Source organism: Paenibacillus koleovorans NBRC 103111 (assembly GCF_004000845.1).
In the GTDB taxonomy this organism is placed as follows: domain Bacteria; phylum Bacillota; class Bacilli; order Paenibacillales; family NBRC-103111; genus Paenibacillus_AA; species Paenibacillus_AA koleovorans.
In genome coordinates this window covers 1-25,215 of the sequence record NZ_BIMA01000003.1, presented here as the reverse complement: position 1 = coordinate 25,215, position 25,215 = coordinate 1, and the positions used below count along the sequence as shown (strand labels likewise).

Here is a 25,215-nt window from a genome sequence, read left to right as displayed (position 1 = left end):
GGAGATCACCATGAGCCGCAACCCCGAATACCACGAGCGCTTCGAACGGGAAATGAGCGTTATCACGCGCAATCGGCTGATGCTGAGCAACCATTTGCATTCGGAGTGCGAGCTGCTGCAGGCGTACCGATCGCTATTGCTCGACTATGAGCGGCTGTCCCGGACGGCCAAGAAAATCTATACGATCAGCGACGCGCAGGGCAAGATGCTCAAGCAGCGGGAGAACGACATCCAGAGCCTGCTCGATCACGCGAATCAAGGGTTTCTGTCGGTCGGGCAAGATTCGGTCGTCAACAAAGGCTACAGCAAGGAATGCATCCGCATCTTCGGCAAACGCATCGGCGGCGCCGATTTCACGGAGCTGCTGTGGGAGCAGGAGCCGGAGACCGGCCGCTGGGTGAAGGCGCAGCTTCAGCTGGCGCTGGATCCCGCGCAAGTGGAGCCAGAGCGGCTGCTGGGCGAGCTCCCTTCACTCATCCGTCTGAAGAGCAAGCGCATCGCCGCCGAATACAAGCTGATGGACCAGTCGGACGGCTTCAGCATCGATCAGGAGCGGCTCGTCATGGTCATCCTGACGGATGTGACGCATCAACTGGAGTCCGAGGAGAAGCTGCGGCATCTGAGCTCGCACGACTCGCTCACTTCGCTGTATAACCGGGCTTACATGGAGCGGTTCATGCTCGAGCAGGCCGGCCAACTGGAGTACAGCCTCGTCGTGATCGACATGAACGGCATGAAGCTGGCCAACGACATGTTCGGCCATCTCGCCGGCGACCGGCTGCTCGTCCGTACGGCGGCGCTGCTGCGCCAAGTGTTCCGCGCGCCGGCGCTGATCGCGCGCTGGGGCGGCGACGAATTCGTCGTGCTGCTGCCTCACGCCGGCGAGCTCGTCCGCGAAGAGCTGGAGCAGCTGCTTAAGAAGCTGTGCCGCGAGTCGGAGGCCGATCCGATCCGGCTCAGCATGGCGATCGGCGGCGCTACGCTGCTGACCAGGAACGAGCCGTTCGACAGCGTATACATCCGCGCTGAGAAGATGATGTATAAGCATAAGCTGCTCGAGAGCAAGCAGGTGCGCAAGGCGATGCTGAACGGCATCTCGGAGGCGCTGTTCGAGCGAGGGCTGGAGGACGAGTCGCACAGCGAGCGTCTGACGAACGAGACGATTGCCTTCGCCGTCTGTATCGGCATACCGCAGGACTCGCATCGCATGCAGCTGCTGCGCGACCTGATCAAGCTGCATGACGCCGGCAACTTGACGCTGCCGGGGCATATTCTGAGCAAGACCGGCGACTTGGACGAGGTCGAATGGGAAATCGTGAAGAGCCATAGCGACATCGGCTACCGGATGGCCCAGTCGATCGGAGAATGGGAGCTGGCGGAGGCGATTCTCGGCATCCATGAGCGGTGGGACGGCAAGGGTTATCTGTATGGCCTCGCAGGGGAACAAATTCCTTATTTGTCCCGGCTGTTCGCCATCGTCGACGCCTATGACATTATGGTGCACGAGCAGGTGTACAAAAAGGCCCGAACCCCGTACGAAGCGTTGCAAGAGCTGGAGCAGCAAGCCGGGAAGCAATTCGACCCGGGGCTGGTCGCGGCGTTCATCGCATGGAAGCAGTAAGTCGACAGGGGCTGCGCAGGAGGCGCGCCCCTTCTTTGCGGTTTTATTTTCTGCCAGTCGGTCTACCGGGATCGTTTCGCGGCAAATGCGATTATACGCCATGTACTGCTGTACGTCATCCTCACCTTGCTCTTCTTCCAATTCCCGCTGTTGTCGTATTCGGGAATGATGTTGGTTAAGATGTTGTATAAGATGTTGGATAAGGCGTTGGATAGGATGGAAGCAGGAGGAGGATTCGCATGAGTGGAAAAGCGTTGATAGTAATCGATTATACGTATGATTTCGTTGTGGGTCGGCTGCCTGTAGGCGATCCGGCGATCGCGATCGAGGAGCGGGTGGCGGCGCTGACGCATCGGTTTGTGGAAGACGGCGACTACGTGGTGATGGCGGTCGATCTGCATGAGGAGGCGGATGTGAACCATCCGGAGAGCCGCTTGTTCCCGCCGCATAACATTCGGGGGACGTCCGGCCGCGAGCTGTATGGGCGGCTCAAGGAAGTGTACGAGGCGAAAGCCGGCCGCATCCATTGGATGGACAAGACGCGCTACAGCGCCTTCTGCGGGACGGAGCTGGAGCTGCGCCTGAGGGAGCGGGGCGTGACGGAGCTGCACTTGATTGGGGTATGCACCGATATTTGCGTACTGCATACGGCCGTAGACGCGTACAACAAAGGGTTTGCGCTAGTAGTGCACGAGGATGCGGTCGCGAGCTTCAATTCGGCCGGCCATAGCTGGGCGCTAACGCATTTCACGGGTTCGCTCGGGGCGTCCGTGGTGAAGGGGTGAAGGGGAGCATGGATGGCCAGTCGCTGACGCTGCACACCGACAAATATCAGATCAACATGATGTATGCCCATTGGAAACAAGGAACGATGCGCGACAAGGCGGTGTTCGAGGCGTATTTCCGCAAGCTGCCGTTCGGCAACGGGTTCGCCGTCTTCGCCGGGCTGGAGCGGATCGTCCGCTATATGGAGAGCTTGCGCTTCGGGGAGGCGGAGCTTGCTTATCTCGCGGAGCAGGAGGAGCGCTATGAGCCGGCGTTTCTGGAGGAGCTGCGGGCGTTTAGGTTCAGTGGCAGCTTGCATGCGGTGGAGGAGGGTACCCCGGTATTCGCGGGCGTGCCGCTTGTGCGCGTCGAGGCGAGCGTGTTCGAAGCGCAGCTGATCGAGACGGCTTTGTTGAATTTTATGAATTACCAGACGCTGATCGCCACCAAGGCGGCGCGGATCAAGCAAGTCGCGGGGACCGACGTGCTGCTCGAGTTCGGCACGCGCCGCGCGCAGGAGGCGGATGCCGCCATCTGGGGCGCGAGGGCGGCCTATATCGCCGGGTTCCACGCGACGTCGAACATGCGGGCGGGCATGCTGTTCGGCATTCCGGCGAAGGGCACGCACGCCCACTCGTGGGTGCAGGGGCATGACACGGAGGAGGAGGCGTTCCGTCGGTTCGCCGAGGCGCTGCCCGACCATGTGACGCTCCTCGTGGACACGTACGATACGCTGCGGAGCGGCGTGCCGAACGCGATCAAGACCGCACGTCTGCTCGAGTCGATGGGCAAGCGGCTGCAGGCGATCCGGCTCGATAGCGGCGACTTGGCGTACTTGTCGCAGCGCGCCCGCGAGATGCTCGACGAGGCGGGTTTGCCGGATGTGCGCATCGTCGCTTCCAACGACCTGGACGAGAACATTATCATGAACTTGAAGGCGCAAGGCGCCCGGATCGATGTATGGGGCGTCGGGACGCAGTTGATCACGGCGGCGGACCAGCCGGCGCTCGGCGGCGTCTACAAGCTCGTCGCCCGGGAGAAGGACGGCCGGTATGAGCCGGTCATCAAGGTGTCGGGCAATCCGGAGAAGGTGACGAATCCGGGGATCAAGGACGTGTACCGGATCGTCAGCCGGGCGACCGGCAAAGCCGAAGCGGACTACATGGCGCTGCGCCATGAGGACGATATTCGCCGGGGCGAGCGGCTCAAGCTGTTCGATCCGGTTCATCCGTACATCCACAAGCATGTGGAGGAGTATGACGCGATACCGTTATTGAAGCCGATTATCGTGGATGGAGTTGCGGTGTATGAGCTGCCGACTCTGGAGCGCATTCGGGCTTATCATGCGGAGCAGCTGCAGCAGTTCTGGCCGCAATACTTGCGCAAGCTGCATCCGGAGACGTATCGGGTCAATCTGAGTCAGGAGGCATGGCAGCTCAAGATGGATTTGATTGCGAAGCATCGGGAGCCGGAGCAGTAAGGAATCGTTCAGGGTGAAAGGCGCGAGCCCAGCCCGCGGATGCTGACGATCATATCCTTGACGCAGTAGTAGGCCATCACCAGCAGAATGCCGATCGCTCCGGCGATGCGGATAGTCTCGAATTGCTCGGTCGTTCGCCAGCCCCGGCTGACGGTCTCGTCGATGAACGCAGGGTTGATGAGGCCGGTACGGGTCACCAGGAAGAGGATGAAGCCGAACGTCAGGACATTCATGACGATGTTGCCGGCGACGAGCGCTTTCGTCCAGCGGCCTGCCGCCCATTTGACCGCTTCTAGCGCGATGCCCAGCACACAGAGGATCACCAGATAAGGGAACAGGTCAGACAGCACTTCTTGGTTGAAAAAGGGAATTAGCGTCTTCTCGCCATCCGTGGCTCCGTTGTCTACCCAAGCCCCAAGAAAGCGGCGTGCCAAACCGAAAAACCCGATCAAGAACAAGTAGAACAGGACATAGACGATCGTATCGGCGAGCGGAATCAGTCTTTGCTTCGGCACGGGCTGCAAGCTCGCCGGCGTCCAGGCGGCTCCTCCGGACAGGTCCTCGCGGCGCAAGCCGTACCGGTCCATGAAGACGAACGCCAGCGTGAGCCAGAACGTCATGTGGATCCCTACCGAGACTACACCGCCGATTACGTCGATTATGCCTGTCATGATCTGTCCGGCCGGCGGGTTGCCGAGAAAGCCGATCAGCTTGATGACGGCGATCACCGGCAGGACGATCGAGAGCAGCAGCTTCAGCAGGTCCACATAGTGGCCGAACAGCGCCGGTCCGATCAGGTAAGACTTCGTGCTGCGGTACTTGTCGGCCAGCTCCGACGGCTCGCCCAGCTCGAGCAGCACTTCTTCGACTTGCTTCTTCGACGGCTCGCTGCCGCCCGTACGCTCCAGCAGCATATCCTCGATCAACCCGTTCAGCTCGGCGGCGATATCGCTCCTTTGCTTCACCGGCAGCCGTTTCGTGACGGCGTATACATAGCGGTTCACCAGTTCCACGATTCAACACTCCTCATTGGTTCGGTGACGGAGTTGTTTCCGTCCCTTGTTTTCCGTCCCTTGTTGTCAGCCCTCGATCAGCCGATCCACGCTCTGCGCCATCGACTTCCATTCCGCGCACAGCCTCCGGTAAATGTCCTCGCCCAGCGGACTGAGCAAATAATATTTGCGCGGCCGCGTTTCTTCCGTGTCCCACTTGCTCTCCAGCAGACCCTGGGCTTCCAGGCGCCTCAGCAGCGGATACAACGTGTTGGCTTCGATTGAGATGCCCTTCTCCTCCAACGATTGGATGAGGGAATAGCCGTATTGCGCCTTCGCCAGCTGGCTGAGCACGCTTAAGACTAGCGTCCCGCGCCGCAGCTCTTGCAGCATGTTGTTCAGAATGTCCGGTTCGTTGCCCATTTCATCACCGCCTTGATGCTTATTATACTGTGTGACACACAATAATACAATAATTATAATAATATTGATTTTAAATTATTTTTCAACAAATCGTGAAGCTAGCTTCCTTTGGATACATAGGTTCGCGACCGCAACAAAATAACCCCCGCCAGCCAAATAGCAGGCTGCACGGGGGCACCTAACGCTCACAACCCTTTAACCTTTCGGGAACAGGCTCCGGTATTGCCCGTAGCCTTCCTCCTCCAGCCGCTCGGCCGGGATGAAGCGAAGGGAGGCGGAGTTGATGCAGTATCGCAGCCCGTCCGGGCCGGGACCGTCGTGGAACACATGCCCCAGGTGGGAGTCGGCTTCGGAGCTGCGAACTTCCGTGCGGAGCATGTTATGGCTCACATCGATATGGTTCGAGACGCGGCTCTCCTCGATCGGCTTCGTGAACGACGGCCAACCGCAGCCCGAGTCGAACTTGTCGAGGGAGCTGAACAGCGGATCGCCGGATACGATGTCGACGTACAGGCCGGGTATCTTCTGATCCCAGAACTCGTTGCGGAAAGCCGGCTCCGTCCCGCTGTTCTGCGTCACCTCGAACTGCATCGGCGTCAGCCGTTTGCGCAGCTCCGCCTCCTTCTCACGGTCGCGCCAGCGATCCTTGAGAAACTTCTCCCGTCCCGAGCCGACGTAGTAAGCTTTGTAGCGGACCGGATTTGTCTTGTAGTAATCCTGATGATAGGACTCGGCCGGGTAGAAGGGACGGGCCGCCAATATCGGAGTGACGATCGGCTTCTCGAACATGCCGCTAGCGGCAAGCTCCTGCTTGGAGCGCTCGGCCAGCTCTCGCTGCGCTTCGCTGTGGTAGAAGATGGCCGTCTGGTAAGATTGGCCGCGGTCGGCGAACTGGCCCCCCGGGTCGGTAGGATCGATCGACCGCCAGAACAGCTCCAGCAGGCGCTCGTACGGGAACTGCTGCGGATCGAACGTAATTTGCACCGCCTCGAAGTGGCCGGTAGTGTCCGAGCACACTTGCTCGTAGGTCGGGTTCTCCACATGGCCGCCGGTATAACCGGACACGACCTGCAGAATGCCAGGCAGCTCGTCGAAGGGCTTCACCATACACCAGAAGCAGCCGCCGGCAAATGTAGCGAGCTCCTGCGTCTGCGCTTGCTCGTTCATCATCGTCATTGTTATCATCTCCTACCTCCATAATAACCATATTGTTGCCCAATTGCACAAGTGCGAGGAACAGCCGTTGACAAACTCAACTGTAACAAATATAATAACAGTATACCGAAGAGAGAGGAGGTTGCGCATTGAATAGCGAATTTACGATTGCGGTGCACAGCCTCGTCTACTTAGCCTATATACCGGATCGTATGGCGAATAGCGACATGATCGCTCACAATGTGAACACGCATCCTTCCCGGGTGCGCAAAGTACTGAGCTGTTTGAAGAAATCGGGGTATTTGGCGACAAAGGAAGGGATCGGCGGCGGGTATTTGCTTAATTTTCAGCCGGAACGCGTGACGTTGGCGGAACTATACGAAGCGACCTCCGTGGGTTCGATCATCCCGTCGTGGAGCTCGGGCAGCACCGACCCAGCCTGTATTGTAGCTTGCAATATGGCCAAGGTTATGGACCGAATTTTCTCCGACGCGGAACGGCAATTGGTACTCTATCTGGAGCAGACCACGATCGCCGATGTGCTGCAGCGCGTGAGGGAATCGGGAATCGAACAGCACTCCCGGTAGCGACGAAATGATGGTTTTTCTCAGCTAATCTGTTATGAAATTAACGACAGTTAGAAACCAATTCAAGGAGGGAACGACTATGACTCGCACCATTCATTTAGTGGAAAGCGATTGGGTAAGCGGCACGACACAAGAGGATGAACGCGTGATCGGCTATGTGGAATCGGCTCCGATCGGAGGACCGGTCAAGGTGCGGGTAACGCAAAGCGATCGGGAACAGATCGTCGGGGCGACGATCGAGATCAGCCGCAGCAAGGTGCGCAAGCTGGAGGATCATACGCTTAGCGCCGCCGATGAGCTGCAAGGCTTGATCGAGCTTGCCTTGATGACGCATGACCGAGCTTGGTTCGAAGAGCTGAGCGAACGTCTGCTGACAGCAACGGAGCAAACGAGCGCGAACGGTCGTCAACCGTCAAGTCCGAACCTAAGCGGTAAACCACGCAACCGGCTTCACCGAATCGCAGATTAACCTCATTACACATAAATAAGGAGTGGATCGCAATGGCAATCCTAAATACGAATGACGAAGGCTTCAACGCGGCCATACAAGATGGAGTCGTGCTGGTCGATTTCTGGGCTCCTTGGTGCGGACCTTGCAAAATGATCGCGCCTATTCTGGAGCAGCTCGATGAGAAGCTCGAAGGAGCGGTCACGATTGCCAAGGTCAATGTGGACGACAATCCGTATACTGCCGGCAAATTCGGTATCATGAGCATCCCGACCTTGATGCTGTTCAAGGACGGCGAACCGGTAGAGACACTGGTCGGCTTGCGTCCGCTGGCGCACCTGGAGGCTGCCGTGAAGGAACATTTGACGACTACCGCCTAATCCTAATTTACGGTGCTCAGTTGGGTTGAAAGGAGATCTCCCACATGACTTACGTGATTCCCCCGGCTACTGCCATCGGTGTTGTCCAGCTAAGGGTCAGCCAGCTGGACCGCTCCATCCGCTTCTACGAAGAGGCGGTCGGGCTCCGGCTGGTCCGCCGGGAAGGCGGCGCGGCGGAGCTGGCGGCCGCCCAGGACGGCAGCGACAGAGTGCTGCTGCGGCTGCGCGAGCTGCATACCGACGCAGCCGGCAACGCCGCCAGCGCAACGCCGCCCGGACGCCGGCCCGGCGCCGGCTTGTACCACTTCGCGATCCTCGTGCCGGATCGCCGCTCGCTTGGCCTCGCGCTGCGCAACCTGATCCGCCATGGCGTCTCGATCGGCCAGGCCGATCACCTCGTCAGCGAGGCGCTGTACATCTCCGATCCCGATCAGAACGGGATCGAGATCTACGCCGACCGCCCGCGCGAGACGTGGCGGCGCGATGCGAACGGCGAGTATGTAATGGCGGTCGACCCGATCGATTGGGACGGCTTGCTGGCCGACGCCGGCGATCTGCCGGGGAACGGCCTTCCCGTCGGTACGACGATCGGCCACATTCACCTGCACGTGTCCGACCTGGCGGCGACGGAACGCTTCTACAACGGCGTGCTCGGCTTCGAGATCGTCGCGCATATGCAGCGCTCGGCGCTGTTCATCTCCGCCGGCGGCTACCACCACCATATCGGCCTGAACGTATGGGCCGGCGTAGGCGCACCGCTAACCCCGGCCTACGCACCGGGGTTAGATTACTACACGATCGTCGTGCCGAACGCCGGCGCCGACGCCGACACCCTAAGCACGCTGCAGAGCCGCCTAGAGGCTGCAGGCTTCAAGCCAACCCGCGACGCGGCAACCAGCGGAGCGCCGCTGATCGTGCACGATCCATCCGGCATCGAACTCTGGTTTATCGCCGCGTAGCTTACAATATCCGATCGCCCAGCAGCGAGCCGATCAGCTCGACCGCCAGCTGGGCGGTTTTGCCGTGCGCATCGAGCGTCGGATTCACCTCGACGAACTCCGCGGACGTGACGAGGCCCGCCTCGTGCAGCAGCTCCAGCGCGAGATGCGCCTCGCGGTAGCTGAGCCCGCCGTTCACGGGCGTCCCGGTGCCCGGCGCTTCTCGCGGGTCGAGGCTGTCGACGTCGAAGCTCAAGTGTACGCCGTCCGTCCCGCGGCTGACCCGGGCGATCGCTTCCTCCATCACACGCGCCATCCCGAGCCGGTCGATGTCGTGCATCGTGTAGCAGGCGATGCCCTCAGCGCGGATGAAAGCACGCTCCTCCGGATCGAGCGAACGCGCGCCAATCAGCGCGACATGCTCGGGCTTGAGCTTCGCACGGCTGCCGCGGATGCCTGTGAGCGCCGGGTGTCCGAGCCCAAGGCCGACGGCGAGCGACATGCCGTGTATGTTGCCGGAGGGCGTCGTATGCTCCGTATTCAGATCGGAGTGCGCATCGATCCAGAGCAGGCCTAACCGTTTATAGCGCTTCCCCAAACCAGCGATCGAGCCAATTGCGAGCGAATGATCGCCGCCAAGCACGAGCGGGAACCGATCCGCCGCCACCGTATCGGCTACCGAATCAGCCAGCCGACGGTTTACGTCGAGAACCTCTTGCAAGTAGCGGAGCTGCTGCGTCGTCGCCGGAGTAGCGACCGAGCCGCCAGCCGCGGCAACCGGCGGCGCCACTTCGATAACAGGCGCGCATATGAAGCCCAGCTGCCCGAGCAGCTTTTCCAAACCCGCCTCGCGTATCGCTTCCGGCCCCAACCTTGCCCCGCGCCTCCCGGCGCCGAGATCGAAGGGCACGCTAATCGTCTGGATCGTCGCCGACTTGGCCATCCTGCCTCACTCCTTCGTGCAACGGGTTTATTCTAGTGTATTACCCATTGCCCAGCGAAGTGATTGTTTTTCCCCGTCAACTGAATTTCCCGAAATTGCTGATCCGCACTTGAATATCGAAGTCCAGCTCCGTCTGCGGATACATGGATTCCCAATCGATCGATTCCCACTCCTTGTAGCTCATCAGATTGCGCACTCGTTCGCCGATGCCGACGCAGTCGGCTCCGGTTTTTTTCAGAAGGGTCCCGATGGAGGTCGCCCGGTTGTTCAAATACTTGGACATGAGCCCTTCCACTTTTCTGCGGTCCTCCTGCGAGGTGAAGTCAATGTCGTCCCCGCTGTACTCCAGCAGCGTGGCGGTAACCTCCAGCTTGAATGCCGCCTTGAACCGGTTGCCCTGCAGCCGTTCCACCTTCATATCCCGCTTATTCACCATCGAGTCGATCGTGATCAGTTTGGGGACTTCCTCGTCTCCGTCTGCCTTCCGTCTGCCTTGCACTTCCCCGGAAGCGAGCCGGTCCAGCCTCATGCTCAATTCCCCTTTGCGGAAGCTGCCCTGGATCATGCTGAACACGGTCGCGTCTTCCTCTTGAACGGAAGCAACGTATCTATCCTTCCTGAACAGGGCGATGCCGCTCAGCTCCACGTTGTTCCCCCGCTGCCTGACGATCGGGGCGACGGGATCGGCGGGGTCGTCGAGCAGCTCGCGGGTGAAATGATGAAGCGTCACCGTGGGAATCGTCTGTTTATTCGCTTCCTTCTCCAGCATGCGGTCGATGTATTGTCCGGTTCGGGGATGCTGCGGGAAATCCTGCACGAGCAAATCATGAGCCAATCCGTCCACGATGGCGACCTTCACGCGAGGGGAGGTGGAAGGATCCCGCACAAGCGAGCTTAACGTATCCCATATTCCTTCGCGGGCGAGCTCCTTACCGAACATGACGAGCCGCAGCTGCCCGCTGACCAGCCCCAGCTCCGTTAACCGCGACAGCTTCATACGCGCCTCCTTGCTCGTAAGCGCTTCGGTCGTCAGCATCTCTCTTTGAATTTTCCCTTGATTGTTGGCTTTGGGGAAAGCGGCCCCGATCAACAGCCGTTTCCCGGGCGAATCGCTGTTCGGATTCAAATCGTAACTGATCGTGTGCGTGAAGGCGATCTCTTCGAGAATGCGCCGGTCGCTGCAGCCGGTCGTCAGTACAAGCAGGAGGCACAGAAGAGCGACCAATCGGCGTTTGCTACGAAGCATTGGGCTGCCCCTCCTTCTTCTTGTTCTGGAACGGCAGCAGCAGCAACAGCAGCAGAGGCAGGCCGAAAGCAACGCCCAGCTCAATCCGGCCGAGCAGCGACAGCCACTGCTCTACTTCCATCAGGACGGTAGGAATCCAGGAAGCGCAGAACGAAGCCGCAATCACACCGACAGACAGCAGCTTGGAGCCTAAGCTCGGCTTATACACCTCTTTCGCGGAGCGTTGAATCGGATTCGTCACCGGCTTTCTTAGCCGCTTCAAGGTTTCCACCGCCGCCCAGCTGTACATGGTTTCAGTAATGATAACGGTGAACAGGAAAATGCCGAACAGCAGCGTCTCAAGCCGCTCAATGAAAGGAAACTTGATAAAAGCGAGCAGATCCATCATCGGATAGACGATCAGTTGCAGCTGGCCGAAGCTGTAAAAGCCGAAGGAGACAAGGCTAATGCTCGTATAGGAAACGGTGGTCAGCAGATGCCCGGCCAAGACCGCTCTGCCAAACCCGCGAGGACTGACGAACGGAAACAGCAAAAGCGCCAGCTCTACGCCAAGAAAAGCGGAAAAAACCTCGAAGGAGCCTTTGAGCGGATCATGCCCTCCTTGAAGGATGAACGTCGTGGCACGGCTCCAGTTGAACTCTTTGAAAAACAGGGGCAGTAACAGCAGCATGGAAAAAAACAGCCAGAAAAAGGCGGTGGCTCCTCGCGAGATGGCGAATACGCCATGCACCAGCAGCAATAAGCAGAGCACCTCCACGGCGAACAGCAGCTGCATGGGAGAGGTCGAAGGGAAAGCGATCATCTGGATGATCAGCACGTACTGCTTGGCCACTAACGAGCCTATCATCGCCCACAATGACGCCAGGAACACATAGAAGGGGATCAGGATCAGTCTGGGGATGCTTTGCTCCAAAATCTCAAAGACGCTCCGTCCCTTGGCGAGCCGGTACACGACGGCGATCAACGCGATATCGACACATACGATAACGGAGATGATCGGGACGACGATCCAGCCGTTGTAGCCGAAGTTGACCGCCAGCGTATGCGGCAAGCTCATAATAAGGACACCGGTCTGGACCATATGGATGAGTATGGCGGTATGGAAAGGTCTGAGCTGCTCTCTCAAAGCGGATCTCCTCTCTGCCCTATTTTTTCATTTTGTTCCGTACCTGGTTCGGTGACCGGGAAATAAGCGGGCGGTTCTTGAACGCCCAGAACGGGCCGCGAATAAATACATCCCTCCAGTCATTGAAGCGGACGGGCGCTACGGGCGTCAAATACGAAGTGTTCAAGCTAGTGAGCCCTGACAGATGGATAATGACCCAAGCGACGCCAAGCATCAGACCGAAATTGCCCAGGATGCCGGCCAGAATGATGATGCCGAACCGGATCAAGCGGATGGACGCGCTCATCACGTAGCTGGGAATCACGAAGGAGGCGATGGCGGACGAAGCTACGGCAATGATCAGAATATTGCTGGTGATCCCCGCTTGGACGGCCGCTTGGCCGATTACGATACCGCCTACGATGCCGATCGTTTGGCCGATCTTGGTCGGCAGGCGCGCCCCGGCTTCCCGCAGCAGCTCGATCGTCGTCTCCATCATCAACGCTTCATAGAGAGGAGGAAACGGAACCCGGCTTCTGGATTCGGTTAATGTGATTAACAAGGACTCCGGGATCATCTCGTAGTGGAACGTCGTGACCGCTACATAGAGGGAAGTGAACGTGAGCGTCACGACAAACGCGACGAATCGCAGCAGTCGAGTAGCGGTCGCGAGCGGCCAACGCTGGTAGTAATCGTCCGGCGATGTGAAAAAATCGAAAAAGGCGGACGGTGCCGCGAACGCGGACGGGCTGCCGTCCACGATGCCGGCGATGCGCCCTGCGACTAGCCGGGACACGATCGTATCGACCCGTTCGGTCGTAGCGAACAGGGGAAAGATGGCATTGGGGGAGTCATCGATATGCTGAACGAGCATGTTGCCGTCGATGATGCAATCGACTTCGATATTTTGGATGCGGGACACGAGCTCGGTCACATTTTCTTGATTGACGAGCCCCTCTATGTAACAGAGGCAGACGACCGTTTTCGCCACTTCGCCGACCTCCAGCTTGATAACCTTCAGTTGGGGGCTTCTGAGCTTTCTCCGGATTAAGGAAAGGTTGGATTCCGCCGATTCTACGAAGGCATCATGAGGGCCGACGATGACCGTCTCGGTTTCAGACTGTTGGACCGAACGGGTTTCCGGGTTGTAGATGTTGGCTAAGTAGGCGGTCCCCTTATGAAAGAGGGCCACTTGGCCTTCCAATATTTTTTTGACGGCCGCCTCGCAAGTATCGACCTGGACGTATTGAGTCCGGGCGAACATTTGCGGCAGCTCGTGGGGCTCCACATGCGTGAGCGGAACGATCACATCCCGCGTCAAATCTTCCTTGGAGATGAGATGGTTGAAAAACAGCAAATCCACCTTCAGCTCGGGAAAGGCCCGATGGCACAGATCGGCGCAGTCCTGGAATTGCTGCTGAACGACATCCAGCGTCGGCGGCCCATTGAGCACGGCTTTCGTATCGGAGGGGGCTTTACGCTTATGGACCACGGCGGTGATCAACCGGAGCAGGTGCTGGAACATAGGTGTTGTCCTCCGAGTGAAGTTTGGAGCGTTTTTGGTTAATTTACCTGTTCATGCTTATCCTAAATGTGAGCTTTTCACGCCCAAATCATACACCGGATCGCAACATCCTTTTGTGGAACTGCGTCTATAATGATATGATTTGCCGTGAAGAGGCTGCAGGCATTGCAATTTGAATTCATGAGGGAGGGTTCCCCATGTCGAGAAAATGGTTGGAGCGCGAAGGCTCGCGCTGGGTGGAGCAAAATATCGTCACGCGGGAGCAGTATACGAAGCTATTGAGTCTGTATCCGGACAAGCAGCACGCGATCGGCGTTCTGCCGGTTTTAGGCAGTGTGCTTGTCGGGCTCGGGTTGCTCAGCTTTATCGCCGCGAACTGGCAAACGATTTCGCCGTTATGGCGGCTGCTGCTCATCCTGGCGGTCATGGCGGGGTTGTATTTGGCCGGGGAGCGGCTGCTGCGCCGCGGTCACGACAAGCTGGGGATCGCCGTGATGGGGATCGGCTTGCTCGCTTTCGGCGGAGGGATCGTGCTGATCGGGCAAACGTTCCATTTTGTAGCTGGCAATTCCGCTTCCTTCCTGGTGTGGGCGATAGCGGGGTTGCTGTTGACGTTCCTGTACCCGAGCCGATACTTGTTCCTGCTGACGCTGGCTATTTTCCATACCGCTCAGGTATACAGCGTCTCGAACTTCCAGGCGTTCAGCTATACGGGGGCGGTGCTGATGACGGTCGGGCTCGGCGCTTACTTGTATAAGCGGTCCGATTCGCTCCTGACCGGGCTGCTCGGGTTGAGTATTTTGTTCCAGACGGTTCTACTGGTCGCGTTGAAGGAATGGGCTCTGATGTGGGTGCTCGTCCCCGCCATGGCGTTGTACGCCGCGGGCGACTGGCTGCAGCGCCGGGAACGGCTAGCCTCGCTGCAGACGCCTGCGCTGGTCGCTGCCTATTTGATCGGCGTGTTCCTGGTGCTTTTCGTGAACGAGCGGGAAAGCAGCTATCTGGAGGAGCATGTGCGCGCGAATGCGATGTACTACATTCCGGTAGTGCTCGTGTTGTTCGCCATCTCTGTGTACGGCAAATGGAAGGATAGACGGGAGATCAGCGCTTTGGAGTGGCTGCTGTTTTTGCCGGTGGCCTACTTCTCGAGCGGGGCGGATGTCGTCGCCCTGGTGCTGCTGTTCCTGTTCTCGCTGTATGTCTTGTGGCGCGGGTATGCCGAAGAATGGCGGTTCAAGATCAATTTCGGCACGGTGCTGTTCCTGTTCTCTACGATGATTGCCTACGGCAAGCTGACTTGGGCGTTTATGGACAAATCGCTCTTTTTCATCCTCGGCGGGGTGCTGCTGCTCATGCTCAGTTGGCTGCTCAACCGGCGGAGACGGCGCTTTCTCGATGAAACGGAGGAGGGATAAGCGATGGCGATGGCGGACAAAGAAATTCCAACCGGCAAGAAGCGGAATCGGCGGCCCGGATTGCTGTTGGCGCTGGTTCTTGCGCAGATGCTGTTCCTGCTCGGTCTGGCCGGCTCCTACTATGCGGTCGGCTGGTGGGGCAAAGAAATTCGGCTGCAGACCGTGCCGGTAGACCCTCGGGATTTGTTGTACGGCGACTACGTGACGTTGCAGTATGAGATCAGCCGGTTGAAGCCGGAGCTGTGGAAGGGCGGCGGCGAGCAGCCGGAGCAGGGCGACGTCGTCTATGTGGTTGTGAAGCCAGGCGGGAATGGTGTGCATAGCGCCGCAGGGATTTATGGAGATAAGCCGAGTGTCGGCGAAGGCGAAGCGGTGCTGAAGGGCCGCGTCGATTACAGCTGGAACGAGGCGATCGTCGTGAAGTACGGGCTGGAGCGGTACTACATTCCGGAAGGCACGGGCAAGGAGCTCGAACAGCGCGCCGGCGATCTGATCGTGCAGGTGAAAGTCGCTTCCTGGGGGCAATCGCGGATAGTCGGGCTGGAGTGATAGATATCGTATCGTTTTTCGTCTATAATGGAGATATAGCAAGGGATGGGAGTTGGTTGGGCGACCATCCGCAATATCAAAACGGTAAAGTAATTCGACAACAGGCTGCCAGGACCGAAGGGTCCCGGCAGCCTGTTGTTTATGCTGTCGTATTAGATCACGCGGCGTGCGGTAACATAAGTTTTGTCCCATGTGCTGCCTTTGAAGTTGGAGATCGTGACGCCGATGCCTTTGCGATACGTGTGCAGGAGCTTCCCGTTGCCGATGTAGATCGACACGTGGTTGATTTTGCCGTCACGGTTCGTGTCGGAGAAAACGAGGTCGCCCGGCTGCAGCTGGCTCTTCGGTACATAACGGCCCACCTTGGCCTGGTCGCGCGAGGAGCGGGGCAGGCTGATGCCGTTGCGCTTGAATACGTACTGCGTAAACGAGGAGCAGTCGAAGGCACTGGTGATGCCGGACTTGGCTCCGAATTGGTAGCGGACGCCCATATATCGTTTGCCGGTTGCAATGACGTTGCTTGCGACCGACGAAGTGGAGATCGTCTCGGCTTGTGCGGCTCGCGGAGCAATCAAGGTAGCTCCGGAAAAGGCGATGGATAGACTGAGTGTCAGTCCCACTAGCACTTTGCCGAGGCGGCTCTTCTTGGTAGTTGTAAGATTCATGATGTCCTCCCGGTTGTGTATGATGGTGGGCGCTGTGCCCATAACTACCATAGCACAAATAATATTTCCAGCATGTACCTGGGATCGCCGGATTCGTTTGCCCGCTTGGGATGAGCTGCTTTTATGAGAAAATCATGAGAATTATCCAGCGGCTTCAGCTTGACAAACGAAAAACCAACCGAATCCCGCGGGAGACGGCTGGTTTCTTTAGGTTTATCTAGGCTTGTACCATGTAGGAATGAGGGATTCCAATCCGCGATGATCGCTCAGTACGGTCCGGATCCGTTCGAGCATGGAGTCTAAGTGGTCAGGGATGACCTGGAGGGTCCAAGTGACGGTGCCGAACATGATGAGAGCGGAATATAGCGTGTAGAGCCGCCAAAACTCCTCCGACGGTTCTCCGTCAAAGTAGCCTTGGATTTGGCCTATGCAGAACGGAATACTGGCTTCCCGGCTGAAATAAGCGATTTTAAGAAAATCGTGATATGGATCGCCCCAATCATAGCGGTTAAAATCAATCACCCCCGAGTAGGCTCGATGTTGAACGAGCAAGTTGGCGGGATGGAAATCGTCGTGCTGGAACCGGTCCGGTCGGCCTTGCATCGCCTCGCTGTTGGCCTCAATGAAGGCGACGATGGCCTCCTCCTCGGGCAGCTTGACCCCGCACTGGCGGTAGGCTTCGAATTGGCGGCGATGTTTGGCCAGCCTGCGGTCGTGCCAATTGTCGAGCCTGGGAGGTGCCGGCAATTCATGCATGCGCTTCAGCTCGCACCCTGCTTGCCAGCCTACTTGGTACTGCTCGTCCTCTGTGAGGTCGGGCAGTACATCGGAAGCATCCTCTCCTTGCACATAGCCGAGCAGCATATAGCAAATTTGCAGAGTGTCGATCTTACCGCATGAGACGGGCTTGGATGTGGCGACGCCGAGCTCGTAGACACGGCCTACGAGCTCGAATTCATGTCGCTTCTTTTCCGCTTGCTCGATCGGGGCCGTCCTTAGCACATAGGTTGGAATGCTGGAGCCGGGTTTGCTGAGAAAATATTTCGCGTCGAACGAGAAGCCTTTGGTTACTTGTTCGATATGATCGGTGTCGGAGAGGGAGGGGATTCGGGATTTCAGCTCGTTCAAAATCAGGGCTGCTGTCGTATGCATCAGAGCTGCACTTTTTGCCCGATGCGGGCGCTTTCCAGTGCTCCATAGACCATCGCCATGCTCTTGATGTTGTCGGTGCATACCGTCTCCGCGTCTCGGCCTTCGATTAGAGCGGCGAACATCTCGTCCAGACAGCCGTCATGTCGTTCTTGCCGGTCGCCCCACTGGAATTCCGCTTCGGTACGTTTGGTCGGAGCGATAAAGCTTTTCGCCGCATCGGTCTCGGGGACGACGACTTCGGCATAAGGCGCGTGGTTCCCATCCCAGATCGCGGTGCCGTGACTTCCGATCGCCCGCCATTCGGCATCCCATGAAGTGGGCACACCTTGCGCGGCCCAGCTTCCGTTGAACGTGAATACGATTCCGTCGCCGAACTCGAAAATGCAAGCGGCCGCTGCCCGGCCTTGATACCAGGAGCCTGCCGGATTGAACTCGTGGCAGTAGACTGACACCGGATCCGCTCCGATCAGGAAGCGGGCTTGGTCGAAGGTGTGGATCGCCATGTCGAGCAGGAGCGGGCTGTCCATAGCGTCGCGGAATCCGCCAAACCGGGGACCGACGAAGAACTGCGCGGTAAGAAAACCGAGCTTCCCGATCGTTCCCGATTCGAGAATATGCTTGTAGGCGCGAATCGGCTGGAGGAATCGGCGGTTTTGCATGACCGCGTACATCCGTCCCGAACGGACCGCCGCGTCTACCATGAGCTTCGCTTCTTCCATGGAGGGGGCCATTGGCTTCTCGCCGAGCACATCGCAGCTATGCGACAGCGCGGTCAGCACGACCTCACGATGAACGGCGGGGATCGTGATGTCGAAGACGAGGTTCGCCGTGGTTTCTTGCAAGGCGCTGGCGAGGTCGGTATAGATCCCGCAACTCAAGCCGTGTTTGTCCGCCATCGCTTGCGCGCTCTCTCTGCGTATATCGACCAGCGCCACAATGGCTGCATCAGGCCGCGCAATTGCATAGTTCACCCAAGCGTTCGCCATTTGGCCGCAGCCTACGATAACAATCTGGAATCGGTGCATCTGTTTGTCCACACTCCTCCGATGGATTGGGTTCTGTTTCCATTTTACATGGGCGAAGAGAACTCGTATAGCCTTTGGCGCGAGGGGGAAGAGTCGAGTTAGTCGGTAAAACGGACTTCATTTATTTTTAGCTCGCCCAACTTACCATTCGCCATCCTGCAGCGCCCCCTCAAAACCAAAGTGCGCCAGCCCCATACAGGGGAAGCCGACCAGAGCCATGCCGGATAGCCGGTTGACCCATAGCACCTCCCCGCGCTCGTCGATCCATTGTACGGCTATACGATGGGCGGTATTTTCGCTGCAGATTGCCTGAGGGCCGGAAATAGGCGAACGATGCAGGCAAAAGATACAAGTGAAGGGAGACTTTTCTCATATGATAGGAAGTAACAGCTAGGACGATAGGTTCGTAGAATGGGAGAAGGTGAAAGTGACATGTCGGGCCAATCGATGCAAGATTCGTATATGGAGATGTACGTTTTCGAGATGGGGCAGCTGACCGAGCAGCTCGAGCAGTTGGTCATGGCCGGCGAGAAATCGAAGCGGTTCACGGCTGCAGCGGTCCATGAGATTTTCCGCATCATGCATACGATCAAAGGGTCGTCGGCGATGATGGGCTTCTCGGCGATCGCGGGGCTGGCGCATTCGATGGAGGACATTTTCGGCTATTTGCGCGCGGAGCAGCCCGGACGACTCGATGCTTCGAAGCTATCGGATCTGGTGCTGGACTGTGTCGACTATATGAAAGCGGAGCTGGATAAGCTCAGAGACGGGCAGAAGGCGGACGGCGACACGACGCTGGCGCTGCAGAGGCTAAGGAAATTTCTGGCGGCGCTGAAAAATGAGGTTGATTTGACCGCCGATCCGCCGGGAACCGGGCACCAGCACCAGCCTGAGCAGCAGAAGCAGCAACCGATGCAGATACAGAAGAACAAGCAGTACAAAGCCGTCGTATTTTTCGAAGAGGATTGCCAGATGGAGAACATCCGCGCCTACAACGTCGTGCATCGGCTGCAGAGCTTGACGCAAGATTTTACGTATACCCCGGACGATATATTAGAAAATGAAAATGCCGCAATGGAGATTCAGGAGCAGGGGTTCCAGGTCGAGCTGCAGACGGACAAAAGCTATGAGGAAGTACAGACGCATTTCATGGAGACGCTGTTCCTGAGCCGCCTGGTGCTGACGGAGCTTCCCGAGCAGCCGTTGCAGCCGCAACAGTCGCAGCCAAGCCCCGTCGCCGCTATGCAGACCACCGCAATCGCAGTTCTCCATGACACCTCAACAGACCCAATCGATTCACTGGAAGCTTCAAATACTCGCCAAACATCCCCTACGCCCGACGCATCTACACCTACATCTTCTACACCTACACCATCCACACCTACACCATCTACACCCGAACCCATGGCGCTACAGCAAACGACACAACCAACCGCAACCGCCTCCCCCAGCATCATCAGCGTAAACGTCGGCAAACTCGACAAGCTGATGGACCTCGTCGGCGAGATGGTCATCGCAGAGGCGATGGTGACGCAGAACAACGAGCTGGACGGGCTTGAGCTGGAACAGTTTCACAAGGCGGCGCGCCACCTGCGCAAAATTACGAAGGAAGTGCAGGACATTGTCATGTCTGTACGGATGGTGCCGCTTACGGCGACGTTTCACAAGATGCAGCGCATCGTACGGGACATGGGCAAGAAGCTGGACAAAGACATCCGCCTCGAGATGTTCGGTGAAGCAACCGAGGTCGACAAAACGATCATGGAGCGTATCTCCGATCCGATCATGCATCTCGTGCGCAACTCGATCGATCATGGCATCGAGCCGCCCGCCGAACGACTGGCCGCCGGCAAACCCGCAGCAGGCACCGTCACGCTGGAAGCCAACCATGCCGGCAGCGACGTGCTGATTATCGTCCGCGACGACGGTCGGGGGTTGAATAAGGCGAAGCTGCTCCGCAAGGCGGAGGAAAACCGCATCCTTCGCAAACCCGCGGAGGAAATGACGGAGAGGGAAATTCACCATTTGATTTTCCACCCCGGGTTCTCGACGAAGGATAACGTCTCCGAATTTTCGGGAAGAGGCGTCGGCATGGACGTCGTCACGAAGAACATCGAGATGATCGGCGGCTCGGTAGCTGTGGACAGCCGGGAAGGCGAAGGGACGGCGGTTACGATCAGAATCCCGCTGACGCTGGCGATCATCGACGGAATGATCATCCGAGTCGGGGAGGCGTGGTATACGATCCCGACAGCGGTCATCAAGCAGTCTTTTCGCCCGTCGGAGAAGGACCGGATCCACGACCCGGACGGCAACGAGATGGTCATGGTGCGCGGACAGTGCTGCCCGATCTTGAGGCTCGACGCGTATTTCCAAGGGAAGAAGGCCGCCAAGACGCTGGACGAAGGGATCGTCGTCATGGTGGAGGACAAGGAGCAGCTGCTGTGCCTGTTCGCCGACGAGCTGCTTGGGGAGCGTCAGGTGGTCGTGAAGGCGCTGCCCGACTACATCAAACGGCGCAGGAAAATCCGCGGACTGGCGGGCTGCACGCTGATCGGAGACGGTCCTATCAGCCTCATTCTCGATGTGGCCGGGTTAATTCAAGCCATCGGTGCAGCGGCTGATGAACGCTAAAGGAGGGGACGGACGAATGAGCAACAGCAGCGAGCGTGAGCGAGATCGCGATCGCGATCGCAACCGCGAGCGAGACCGGGATCGATTGGTCGCAGAGCTAGAGGAGGATACCCAGAAAGGCAAATATTTGACATTCGCTCTGGGCAAGGAGGCGTACGGTATCGAGATCCGTTTCGTCACCGAAATTATAGGCTTGCAGCCGATTACGGAAGTGCCGGAGCTGCCGGACTATATCAAAGGCATTATCAATTTGCGGGGCCAAATCATCCCCGTGATGGACGTGCGTCTGCGGTTCGCCAAGGCGTACAAGGCCTACAACGACCGTACCTGCATCATCGTCATCGACGTGTCCGACTTGTCCATCGGGTTGATCGTGGACAGCGTCTCGGAGGTGCTCTCGATTTCGGACCTCGAGATCGTTCCTCCGCCGGCGGTAAACAAAGGGAAGAACAAGTTTTTCAAAGGCGTAGGCAAGGTGGCGGGGGAAGTGAAGCTGCTGCTCGACTGCGAGCAAATCGTGAACGAGAACGAGCTGGAGGATTGGACGACTAATTAAGGCGGGAGGTTTGGCGGGATGTGGAAGCGGCTGTATGGGATGAAAGTGGGCGTGAAGCTGCTGGGCGGATTTTTCCTCCTGGTGGCGCTTGGGTTTGCGATGGGGTACTGGAGCGGGAAGTCGGGCGAAGGGTTGCTGGGGGCGGCGGAGGTGCTGGCCGGGGGGCTGGTGCTGGCAGTTTTGCTCGGTTGGGGGGTGACCCGCACGATAACGACGCCGCTTAGACGCATTCAGGCGCTGGCTGGGGCGCTGGCGACCGGTAACCTGGACGTCGAGCTGGGGCTGGGAGCCAATGGCCATGACAGACGGGGCGGCGGGGAAGTGGTCCAACTGGCGGCTGCGATCGAGGAGATTGCGGGGAGCATGCGGCAGCAGGCGGCGGAGGCGTCCCGCATCGCTAAGGGGGACATGACCGTTCAAGTGACCGTGAAGTCGGAGAAAGACGAGCTGGCGCTCGGGCTGAAGCAGATCCTCGATACGATCCGCGAGCTGCTAGCCGAGATGAATCGGATGTCCGACGAGCATGATGCCGGCGACATCGACGTCTTCCTCCGGACCGACAAGTTCGAGGGGGCTTACCGCGTTGTGGCGCAAGGTGTGAACGACATGGTGAAGGGCCATATTGCGGTGAAAAAGAAAGCGATGGCGGCTGTAGCCGAATTCGCGCGGGGCAACTTCGAGGCGCCGCTGGAAAAGTTTCCGGGCAAGAAGGCATTCATTAACGACAACGTCGAGCAGTTGCGCTCCAACCTGAAGGAGATCAACCTGGAGATCAACAAGCTGATTCGAGCGTCGCAGGAAGGCAGGCTGCAGGAGCGCGGCGATGTGCACCGGTTTACGGGCGATTGGGCGAGTTTGATCGGCGGGCTGAACGGCCTGGTCGACGCGATTCTCGAGCCGATCCAGGAAGCGGCCGGCGTGCTGGAGGAAATGGCGAGCGGCAGCCTGCAGATGACGGTGAAGGGCGATTACAAGGGCGATCATGCGAAAATCAAACATGCTTTGAACAACACGATCGGCACCTTGTCCACTTATGTGCAAGAGATAACCGAGGTTATGGGCGAAATGGCGCGCGGCAATATGGACGTCGAACTCCGCAGCAGCTATCAGGGCGATTTTGCCCCGATCAAGAGCTCGCTCAGCCATGTGCTCCAGTCGTTCAACGAGCTGCTTAACGACATTAACAATGCGGCGCATCAGGTTGCTGCCGGCGCGATGCAAGTGTCGAGCTCGGCGCAGCTGCTCTCGCAGGGCGCGACCGAGCAGGCAAGCTCGGTCCAGCAGCTGACCGCCTCGCTCGAGCAGATCGGCGCGCAGACGAAGCAGAATGCACAGAGCGCTGTTGAAGCGAGCGGGCTGGCGGGAAAAGCGAAGATGAACGCCGTGCAGGGCAACGAGCAGATGCAGCAAATGCTGAAGGCCATGGACGACATCAACGAGTCGTCCGGCAATATTTCCAAGATTATTAAGGTCATTGATGAAATCGCGTTCCAGACGAATATTCTTGCGCTGAACGCGGCTGTGGAAGCGGCTCGAGCCGGCCAGCACGGCAAAGGCTTTGCCGTCGTGGCCGAAGAAGTGCGCAATCTCGCCGCCCGGTCGGCGAATGCGGCCAAGGAGACGGCGGCGCTGATCGAAGGCTCGATCCGCAAAGTCGAAGGCGGCACGCGCATCGCCAACGAGACGGCCGGCGCGCTGAACAAGATCGTCGAGGACGTGGCGAAGGCCGCCGACCTTGTCGGCGAGATCGCCACCGCGTCCAGCGAGCAGGCGACCGGCATCGTGCAGATCAACCAGGGCATCGGCATTATCTCCGACGTGACGCAGACGAACTCGGCGACGTCGGAGGAGAGCGCGGCGGCGAGCGAGGAGCTGTCCGGCCAGGCGGAGATGCTGAAGGAGATGGTCGGCCGCTTCCGGCTCAAGCATACGGGCGGTGCTCCGACCGGCGGCGGGTCCGTGATATCGGGCATGCATGGCATGTCAGGGATGTCGGGGATGTCAGGCGCGCCGGGCGGGCTCGGCAGGCCTGGGGCTGCTGAACCGTCAGGGAGAGCGGAGTCGAAGTACCCGGGTTCATCGGGATCAGGCTCGGCAGGACCGTCGGGCACGCTGGGCAACAAGAAGCGCATTTCGCTCGGCGAGCGTGATTTTGGCAAATACTAAGCGGTTATGCGGAGGGAGTCTGCGATCAGGTGGGGTCCCTCTTCGCATGCAAACGGCGGGAAGGAGCAGCGGTTTTGATTCCGATTACGGACAGCGAATTTACCCAACTGGCGGCTCATATACACAAACATTATGGCATTCTGCTGAAGGGAGACAAACAAGGGCTGGTAGCCGGACGGCTGTCTCCTGTGCTGCATGAGCTCGGTCTGCCCTCCTTCAAGGCGTACTTGCAATACCTCCAGCAGGACCGGACAGGAGAGCCCGCCTATACGCTGCTTGAGAAAATCACGACCAATCACACGTTTTTTATGCGGGAGCAGCCTCATTTTCATTTCATGCGGGAGACGGCGCTGCCCTACTGGAAGTCGCAGATCCGGGACCGCGATTTGCGCATCTGGAGCGCGGGCTGTTCGACAGGCGAGGAGCCGTATACGATCGCGATGATATTGCACGATTTTTTTGCGCTGGAGAAAGGGGGCTGGGATTCGCAGGTGCTGGCGACGGACATTTCGCGGAAGGTGCTGGAGACGGCGGAGCGTGGAGTGTACCCGAACGAGAGCCTGAAGGCGCTGCCGACGCCGTGGCGAATGCGCTACTTCCAGTCGTGGGACGAGGAGCATTCGGTGGTCGTGGACAAAATTCGACGGGACTGCATTTTCCGCATGCTGAATCTGGTGGATCCCGTATTTCCGTTCAAACGCAAATTCCATCTTGTTTTTTGCCGCAATGTCATGATCTACTTCGATTCGGTTACGAAAAGGGAGTTGATTCTCAAGTTTTATGATGCGCTGGAGGAGGGGGGCTACCTATTCATCGGCCATTCGGAGTCCATTCACCGGGAAGAATCGCCGTTCAAGTACGTGCAGCCGGCCATCTACAGGAAGGGGTGAGGGAGCGATGGGAAGACGGGGGAAAATCAGAGTGCTGGTCGTGGACGATTCGGCGCTGTACCGGGAGTTTCTGGCGAGAGGGCTGGAAGCGGACCCGGCGATTGAGGTGGTAGGGACGGCGGTGGATCCGTTCGATGCCCGAGACAAGCTGCTGGAGCTCGCGCCGGATGTGATGACCTGTGACATCGAGATGCCCCGCATGAACGGGATCGAATTCATACGCCGGCTGCTGCCGCAATATCCGATTCCGGTCATCGTCGTGAGCGCGGTGAACCGGGCGGTGCTGGATGCGCTGAACGCGGGGGCGGTGGAGTACGTCGTGAAGCCGGCTCCCGGGCGGCAGCGGCAGCTTGAGCAGTTCCAGGCGGAGGTGGCGGCCAAGGTGAAAATGGCGGTGCACGCCCGAGTCGGATTCGAACGGCAGGGGGGTGATGCCGGCGGTGTCGTGGATGGCCGAGCCATGGAAGGCGCGGGAGGCGGGGTGGGGAGATCGGGTGCACAGGGGACTTCGGGCGCCCAGGAGGGGACGGGGTCAGCGAGGCAGGGACCCGGAGC

Annotated in this window: 24 protein-coding genes; 14 read left to right on the top strand and 10 right to left on the bottom strand. The window is 58.7% G+C overall.

The genetic code is table 11. The annotated features are described in order from the left end of the window. Positions 1-10 precede the first annotated feature (10 nt). From PKO02S_RS01840 to PKO02S_RS01830, 3 genes are all read left to right on the top strand, one after another. Positions 11-1,621 (top strand): bifunctional diguanylate cyclase/phosphohydrolase, encoded by a 1,611-nt coding sequence (locus PKO02S_RS01840; protein ID WP_127579383.1) that lies wholly within the window; start codon positions 11-13, stop codon positions 1,619-1,621. Positions 1,622-1,860: 239 nt separating this feature from the next. Further along, entirely contained in the window at positions 1,861-2,406 is a 546-nt protein-coding gene (locus PKO02S_RS01835) for a cysteine hydrolase family protein (RefSeq protein WP_127579382.1), read from the top strand. An 8-nt stretch (positions 2,407-2,414) separates the two neighbouring features. Next, a complete protein-coding gene (locus PKO02S_RS01830; RefSeq protein WP_127579381.1) occupies positions 2,415-3,866 on the top strand; it encodes a nicotinate phosphoribosyltransferase in 1,452 nt (483 codons plus the stop codon). A gap of 8 nt (positions 3,867-3,874) precedes the next feature. On the opposite strand, the gene PKO02S_RS01825 is transcribed toward PKO02S_RS01830, so the two are convergent. From PKO02S_RS01825 to msrA, 3 genes are all read right to left on the bottom strand, one after another. Beyond that, complete coding sequence (locus PKO02S_RS01825; protein WP_127579380.1) at positions 3,875-4,879, bottom strand: HAAS signaling domain-containing protein; 1,005 nt, start codon at positions 4,877-4,879, stop codon at positions 3,875-3,877. Positions 4,880-4,945: 66 nt separating this feature from the next. Beyond that, complete coding sequence (locus PKO02S_RS01820) at positions 4,946-5,281, bottom strand: PadR family transcriptional regulator (RefSeq protein ID WP_127579379.1); 336 nt, start codon at positions 5,279-5,281, stop codon at positions 4,946-4,948. A gap of 195 nt (positions 5,282-5,476) precedes the next feature. Next, positions 5,477-6,448, bottom strand: a complete 972-nt coding sequence (msrA, locus tag PKO02S_RS01815; RefSeq protein ID WP_127579455.1) for a peptide-methionine (S)-S-oxide reductase MsrA — start codon at positions 6,446-6,448, stop codon at positions 5,477-5,479. Positions 6,449-6,585: 137 nt separating this feature from the next. Between msrA and PKO02S_RS01810 the strand changes: the two genes are divergently transcribed. From PKO02S_RS01810 to PKO02S_RS01795, 4 genes are all read left to right on the top strand, one after another. Next, entirely contained in the window at positions 6,586-7,023 is a 438-nt protein-coding gene (locus PKO02S_RS01810; protein WP_127579378.1) for an RrF2 family transcriptional regulator, read from the top strand. 79 nt (positions 7,024-7,102) lie between these two features. Further along, positions 7,103-7,492, top strand: coding sequence for a hypothetical protein (locus PKO02S_RS01805; RefSeq protein ID WP_127579377.1), 390 nt, complete (start codon positions 7,103-7,105; stop codon positions 7,490-7,492). A 32-nt stretch (positions 7,493-7,524) separates the two neighbouring features. After that, complete coding sequence (gene trxA / locus PKO02S_RS01800; protein WP_127579376.1) at positions 7,525-7,851, top strand: thioredoxin; 327 nt, start codon at positions 7,525-7,527, stop codon at positions 7,849-7,851. 44 nt (positions 7,852-7,895) lie between these two features. Next, positions 7,896-8,810, top strand: coding sequence for a VOC family protein (locus tag PKO02S_RS01795; protein ID WP_127579375.1), 915 nt, complete (start codon positions 7,896-7,898; stop codon positions 8,808-8,810). A 1-nt stretch (position 8,811) separates the two neighbouring features. On the opposite strand, the gene rocF is transcribed toward PKO02S_RS01795, so the two are convergent. The 4 genes from rocF to PKO02S_RS01775 all read right to left on the bottom strand — a co-directional run bounded on the left by rocF (position 8,812) and on the right by PKO02S_RS01775 (position 13,608). Continuing rightward, a complete protein-coding gene (gene rocF / locus PKO02S_RS01790; RefSeq protein ID WP_127579374.1) occupies positions 8,812-9,732 on the bottom strand; it encodes an arginase in 921 nt (306 codons plus the stop codon). A gap of 76 nt (positions 9,733-9,808) precedes the next feature. Next, positions 9,809-10,978 carry a Ger(x)C family spore germination protein gene (locus tag PKO02S_RS01785; protein WP_127579373.1) on the bottom strand — a complete coding sequence of 390 codons (1,170 nt, stop codon included), beginning with the start codon at positions 10,976-10,978 and terminating at the stop codon, positions 9,809-9,811. Then, the gene (locus PKO02S_RS01780; protein ID WP_127579372.1) at positions 10,968-12,104 is read right to left on the bottom strand and encodes a GerAB/ArcD/ProY family transporter; all 1,137 of its coding nucleotides are present in this window, start codon (positions 12,102-12,104) and stop codon (positions 10,968-10,970) included. Before PKO02S_RS01780 ends, PKO02S_RS01785 begins: the two co-directional genes overlap by 11 nt. A gap of 19 nt (positions 12,105-12,123) precedes the next feature. Next, positions 12,124-13,608 carry a spore germination protein gene (locus tag PKO02S_RS01775; RefSeq protein WP_127579371.1) on the bottom strand — a complete coding sequence of 495 codons (1,485 nt, stop codon included), beginning with the start codon at positions 13,606-13,608 and terminating at the stop codon, positions 12,124-12,126. 197 nt (positions 13,609-13,805) lie between these two features. On the opposite strand from PKO02S_RS01775, the gene PKO02S_RS01770 reads away from it, so the two are divergent. After that, positions 13,806-15,023, top strand: a complete 1,218-nt coding sequence (locus PKO02S_RS01770) for a DUF2157 domain-containing protein (RefSeq protein WP_127579370.1) — start codon at positions 13,806-13,808, stop codon at positions 15,021-15,023. 3 nt (positions 15,024-15,026) lie between these two features. After that, the gene (locus PKO02S_RS01765; protein WP_246066788.1) at positions 15,027-15,572 is read left to right on the top strand and encodes a GDYXXLXY domain-containing protein; all 546 of its coding nucleotides are present in this window, start codon (positions 15,027-15,029) and stop codon (positions 15,570-15,572) included. Positions 15,573-15,724: 152 nt separating this feature from the next. Here PKO02S_RS01765 and PKO02S_RS01760 read toward each other — a convergent pair whose 3' ends face one another. The 3 genes from PKO02S_RS01760 to PKO02S_RS01750 all read right to left on the bottom strand — a co-directional run bounded on the left by PKO02S_RS01760 (position 15,725) and on the right by PKO02S_RS01750 (position 18,414). Beyond that, the gene (locus tag PKO02S_RS01760) at positions 15,725-16,237 is read right to left on the bottom strand and encodes a C40 family peptidase (RefSeq protein ID WP_127579369.1); all 513 of its coding nucleotides are present in this window, start codon (positions 16,235-16,237) and stop codon (positions 15,725-15,727) included. 213 nt (positions 16,238-16,450) lie between these two features. Continuing rightward, a complete protein-coding gene (locus PKO02S_RS01755; RefSeq protein ID WP_164821242.1) occupies positions 16,451-17,389 on the bottom strand; it encodes a phosphotransferase family protein in 939 nt (312 codons plus the stop codon). Then, a complete protein-coding gene (locus PKO02S_RS01750; protein WP_127579367.1) occupies positions 17,389-18,414 on the bottom strand; it encodes a Gfo/Idh/MocA family protein in 1,026 nt (341 codons plus the stop codon). Before PKO02S_RS01750 ends, PKO02S_RS01755 begins: the two co-directional genes overlap by 1 nt. 432 nt (positions 18,415-18,846) lie before the next feature. Here PKO02S_RS01750 and PKO02S_RS01745 point away from each other — a divergent pair, with 432 nt between their 5' ends. The 5 genes from PKO02S_RS01745 to PKO02S_RS01725 form a co-directional block, all read left to right on the top strand. Beyond that, the gene (locus tag PKO02S_RS01745) at positions 18,847-21,048 is read left to right on the top strand and encodes a chemotaxis protein CheA (protein WP_164821241.1); all 2,202 of its coding nucleotides are present in this window, start codon (positions 18,847-18,849) and stop codon (positions 21,046-21,048) included. Positions 21,049-21,064: 16 nt separating this feature from the next. After that, positions 21,065-21,604, top strand: a complete 540-nt coding sequence (locus tag PKO02S_RS01740) for a chemotaxis protein CheW (protein ID WP_127579365.1) — start codon at positions 21,065-21,067, stop codon at positions 21,602-21,604. Between the two features lie 18 nt (positions 21,605-21,622). After that, complete coding sequence (locus PKO02S_RS01735) at positions 21,623-23,770, top strand: methyl-accepting chemotaxis protein (protein WP_174819867.1); 2,148 nt, start codon at positions 21,623-21,625, stop codon at positions 23,768-23,770. 74 nt (positions 23,771-23,844) lie between these two features. Then, positions 23,845-24,660, top strand: a complete 816-nt coding sequence (locus tag PKO02S_RS01730) for a CheR family methyltransferase (RefSeq protein ID WP_127579364.1) — start codon at positions 23,845-23,847, stop codon at positions 24,658-24,660. 7 nt (positions 24,661-24,667) lie between these two features. After that, on the top strand, positions 24,668-25,215 hold a 548-nt coding region (locus PKO02S_RS01725; protein ID WP_127579363.1), incomplete at its 3' end, for a response regulator.

Coding starts and splice junctions, on each gene's coding strand:
- PKO02S_RS01840 (WP_127579383.1), top strand. CDS start 11: ATGAGCCGCAACCCCGAATACCACGAGCGCTTCGAACGGGAAATGAGC.
- PKO02S_RS01835 (WP_127579382.1), top strand. CDS start 1,861: ATGAGTGGAAAAGCGTTGATAGTAATCGATTATACGTATGATTTCGTT.
- PKO02S_RS01830 (WP_127579381.1), top strand. CDS start 2,415: ATGGATGGCCAGTCGCTGACGCTGCACACCGACAAATATCAGATCAAC.
- PKO02S_RS01820 (WP_127579379.1), bottom strand. CDS start 5,281: ATGGGCAACGAACCGGACATTCTGAACAACATGCTGCAAGAGCTGCGG.
- msrA (WP_127579455.1), bottom strand. CDS start 6,448: ATGAACGAGCAAGCGCAGACGCAGGAGCTCGCTACATTTGCCGGCGGC.
- PKO02S_RS01805 (WP_127579377.1), top strand. CDS start 7,103: ATGACTCGCACCATTCATTTAGTGGAAAGCGATTGGGTAAGCGGCACG.
- trxA (WP_127579376.1), top strand. CDS start 7,525: ATGGCAATCCTAAATACGAATGACGAAGGCTTCAACGCGGCCATACAA.
- PKO02S_RS01795 (WP_127579375.1), top strand. CDS start 7,896: ATGACTTACGTGATTCCCCCGGCTACTGCCATCGGTGTTGTCCAGCTA.
- rocF (WP_127579374.1), bottom strand. CDS start 9,732: ATGGCCAAGTCGGCGACGATCCAGACGATTAGCGTGCCCTTCGATCTC.
- PKO02S_RS01785 (WP_127579373.1), bottom strand. CDS start 10,978: ATGCTTCGTAGCAAACGCCGATTGGTCGCTCTTCTGTGCCTCCTGCTT.
- PKO02S_RS01775 (WP_127579371.1), bottom strand. CDS start 13,608: ATGTTCCAGCACCTGCTCCGGTTGATCACCGCCGTGGTCCATAAGCGT.
- PKO02S_RS01770 (WP_127579370.1), top strand. CDS start 13,806: ATGTCGAGAAAATGGTTGGAGCGCGAAGGCTCGCGCTGGGTGGAGCAA.
- PKO02S_RS01765 (WP_246066788.1), top strand. CDS start 15,027: ATGGCGATGGCGGACAAAGAAATTCCAACCGGCAAGAAGCGGAATCGG.
- PKO02S_RS01760 (WP_127579369.1), bottom strand. CDS start 16,237: ATGAATCTTACAACTACCAAGAAGAGCCGCCTCGGCAAAGTGCTAGTG.
- PKO02S_RS01755 (WP_164821242.1), bottom strand. CDS start 17,389: ATGCATACGACAGCAGCCCTGATTTTGAACGAGCTGAAATCCCGAATC.
- PKO02S_RS01750 (WP_127579367.1), bottom strand. CDS start 18,414: ATGCACCGATTCCAGATTGTTATCGTAGGCTGCGGCCAAATGGCGAAC.
- PKO02S_RS01745 (WP_164821241.1), top strand. CDS start 18,847: ATGTCGGGCCAATCGATGCAAGATTCGTATATGGAGATGTACGTTTTC.
- PKO02S_RS01740 (WP_127579365.1), top strand. CDS start 21,065: ATGAGCAACAGCAGCGAGCGTGAGCGAGATCGCGATCGCGATCGCAAC.
- PKO02S_RS01735 (WP_174819867.1), top strand. CDS start 21,623: ATGTGGAAGCGGCTGTATGGGATGAAAGTGGGCGTGAAGCTGCTGGGC.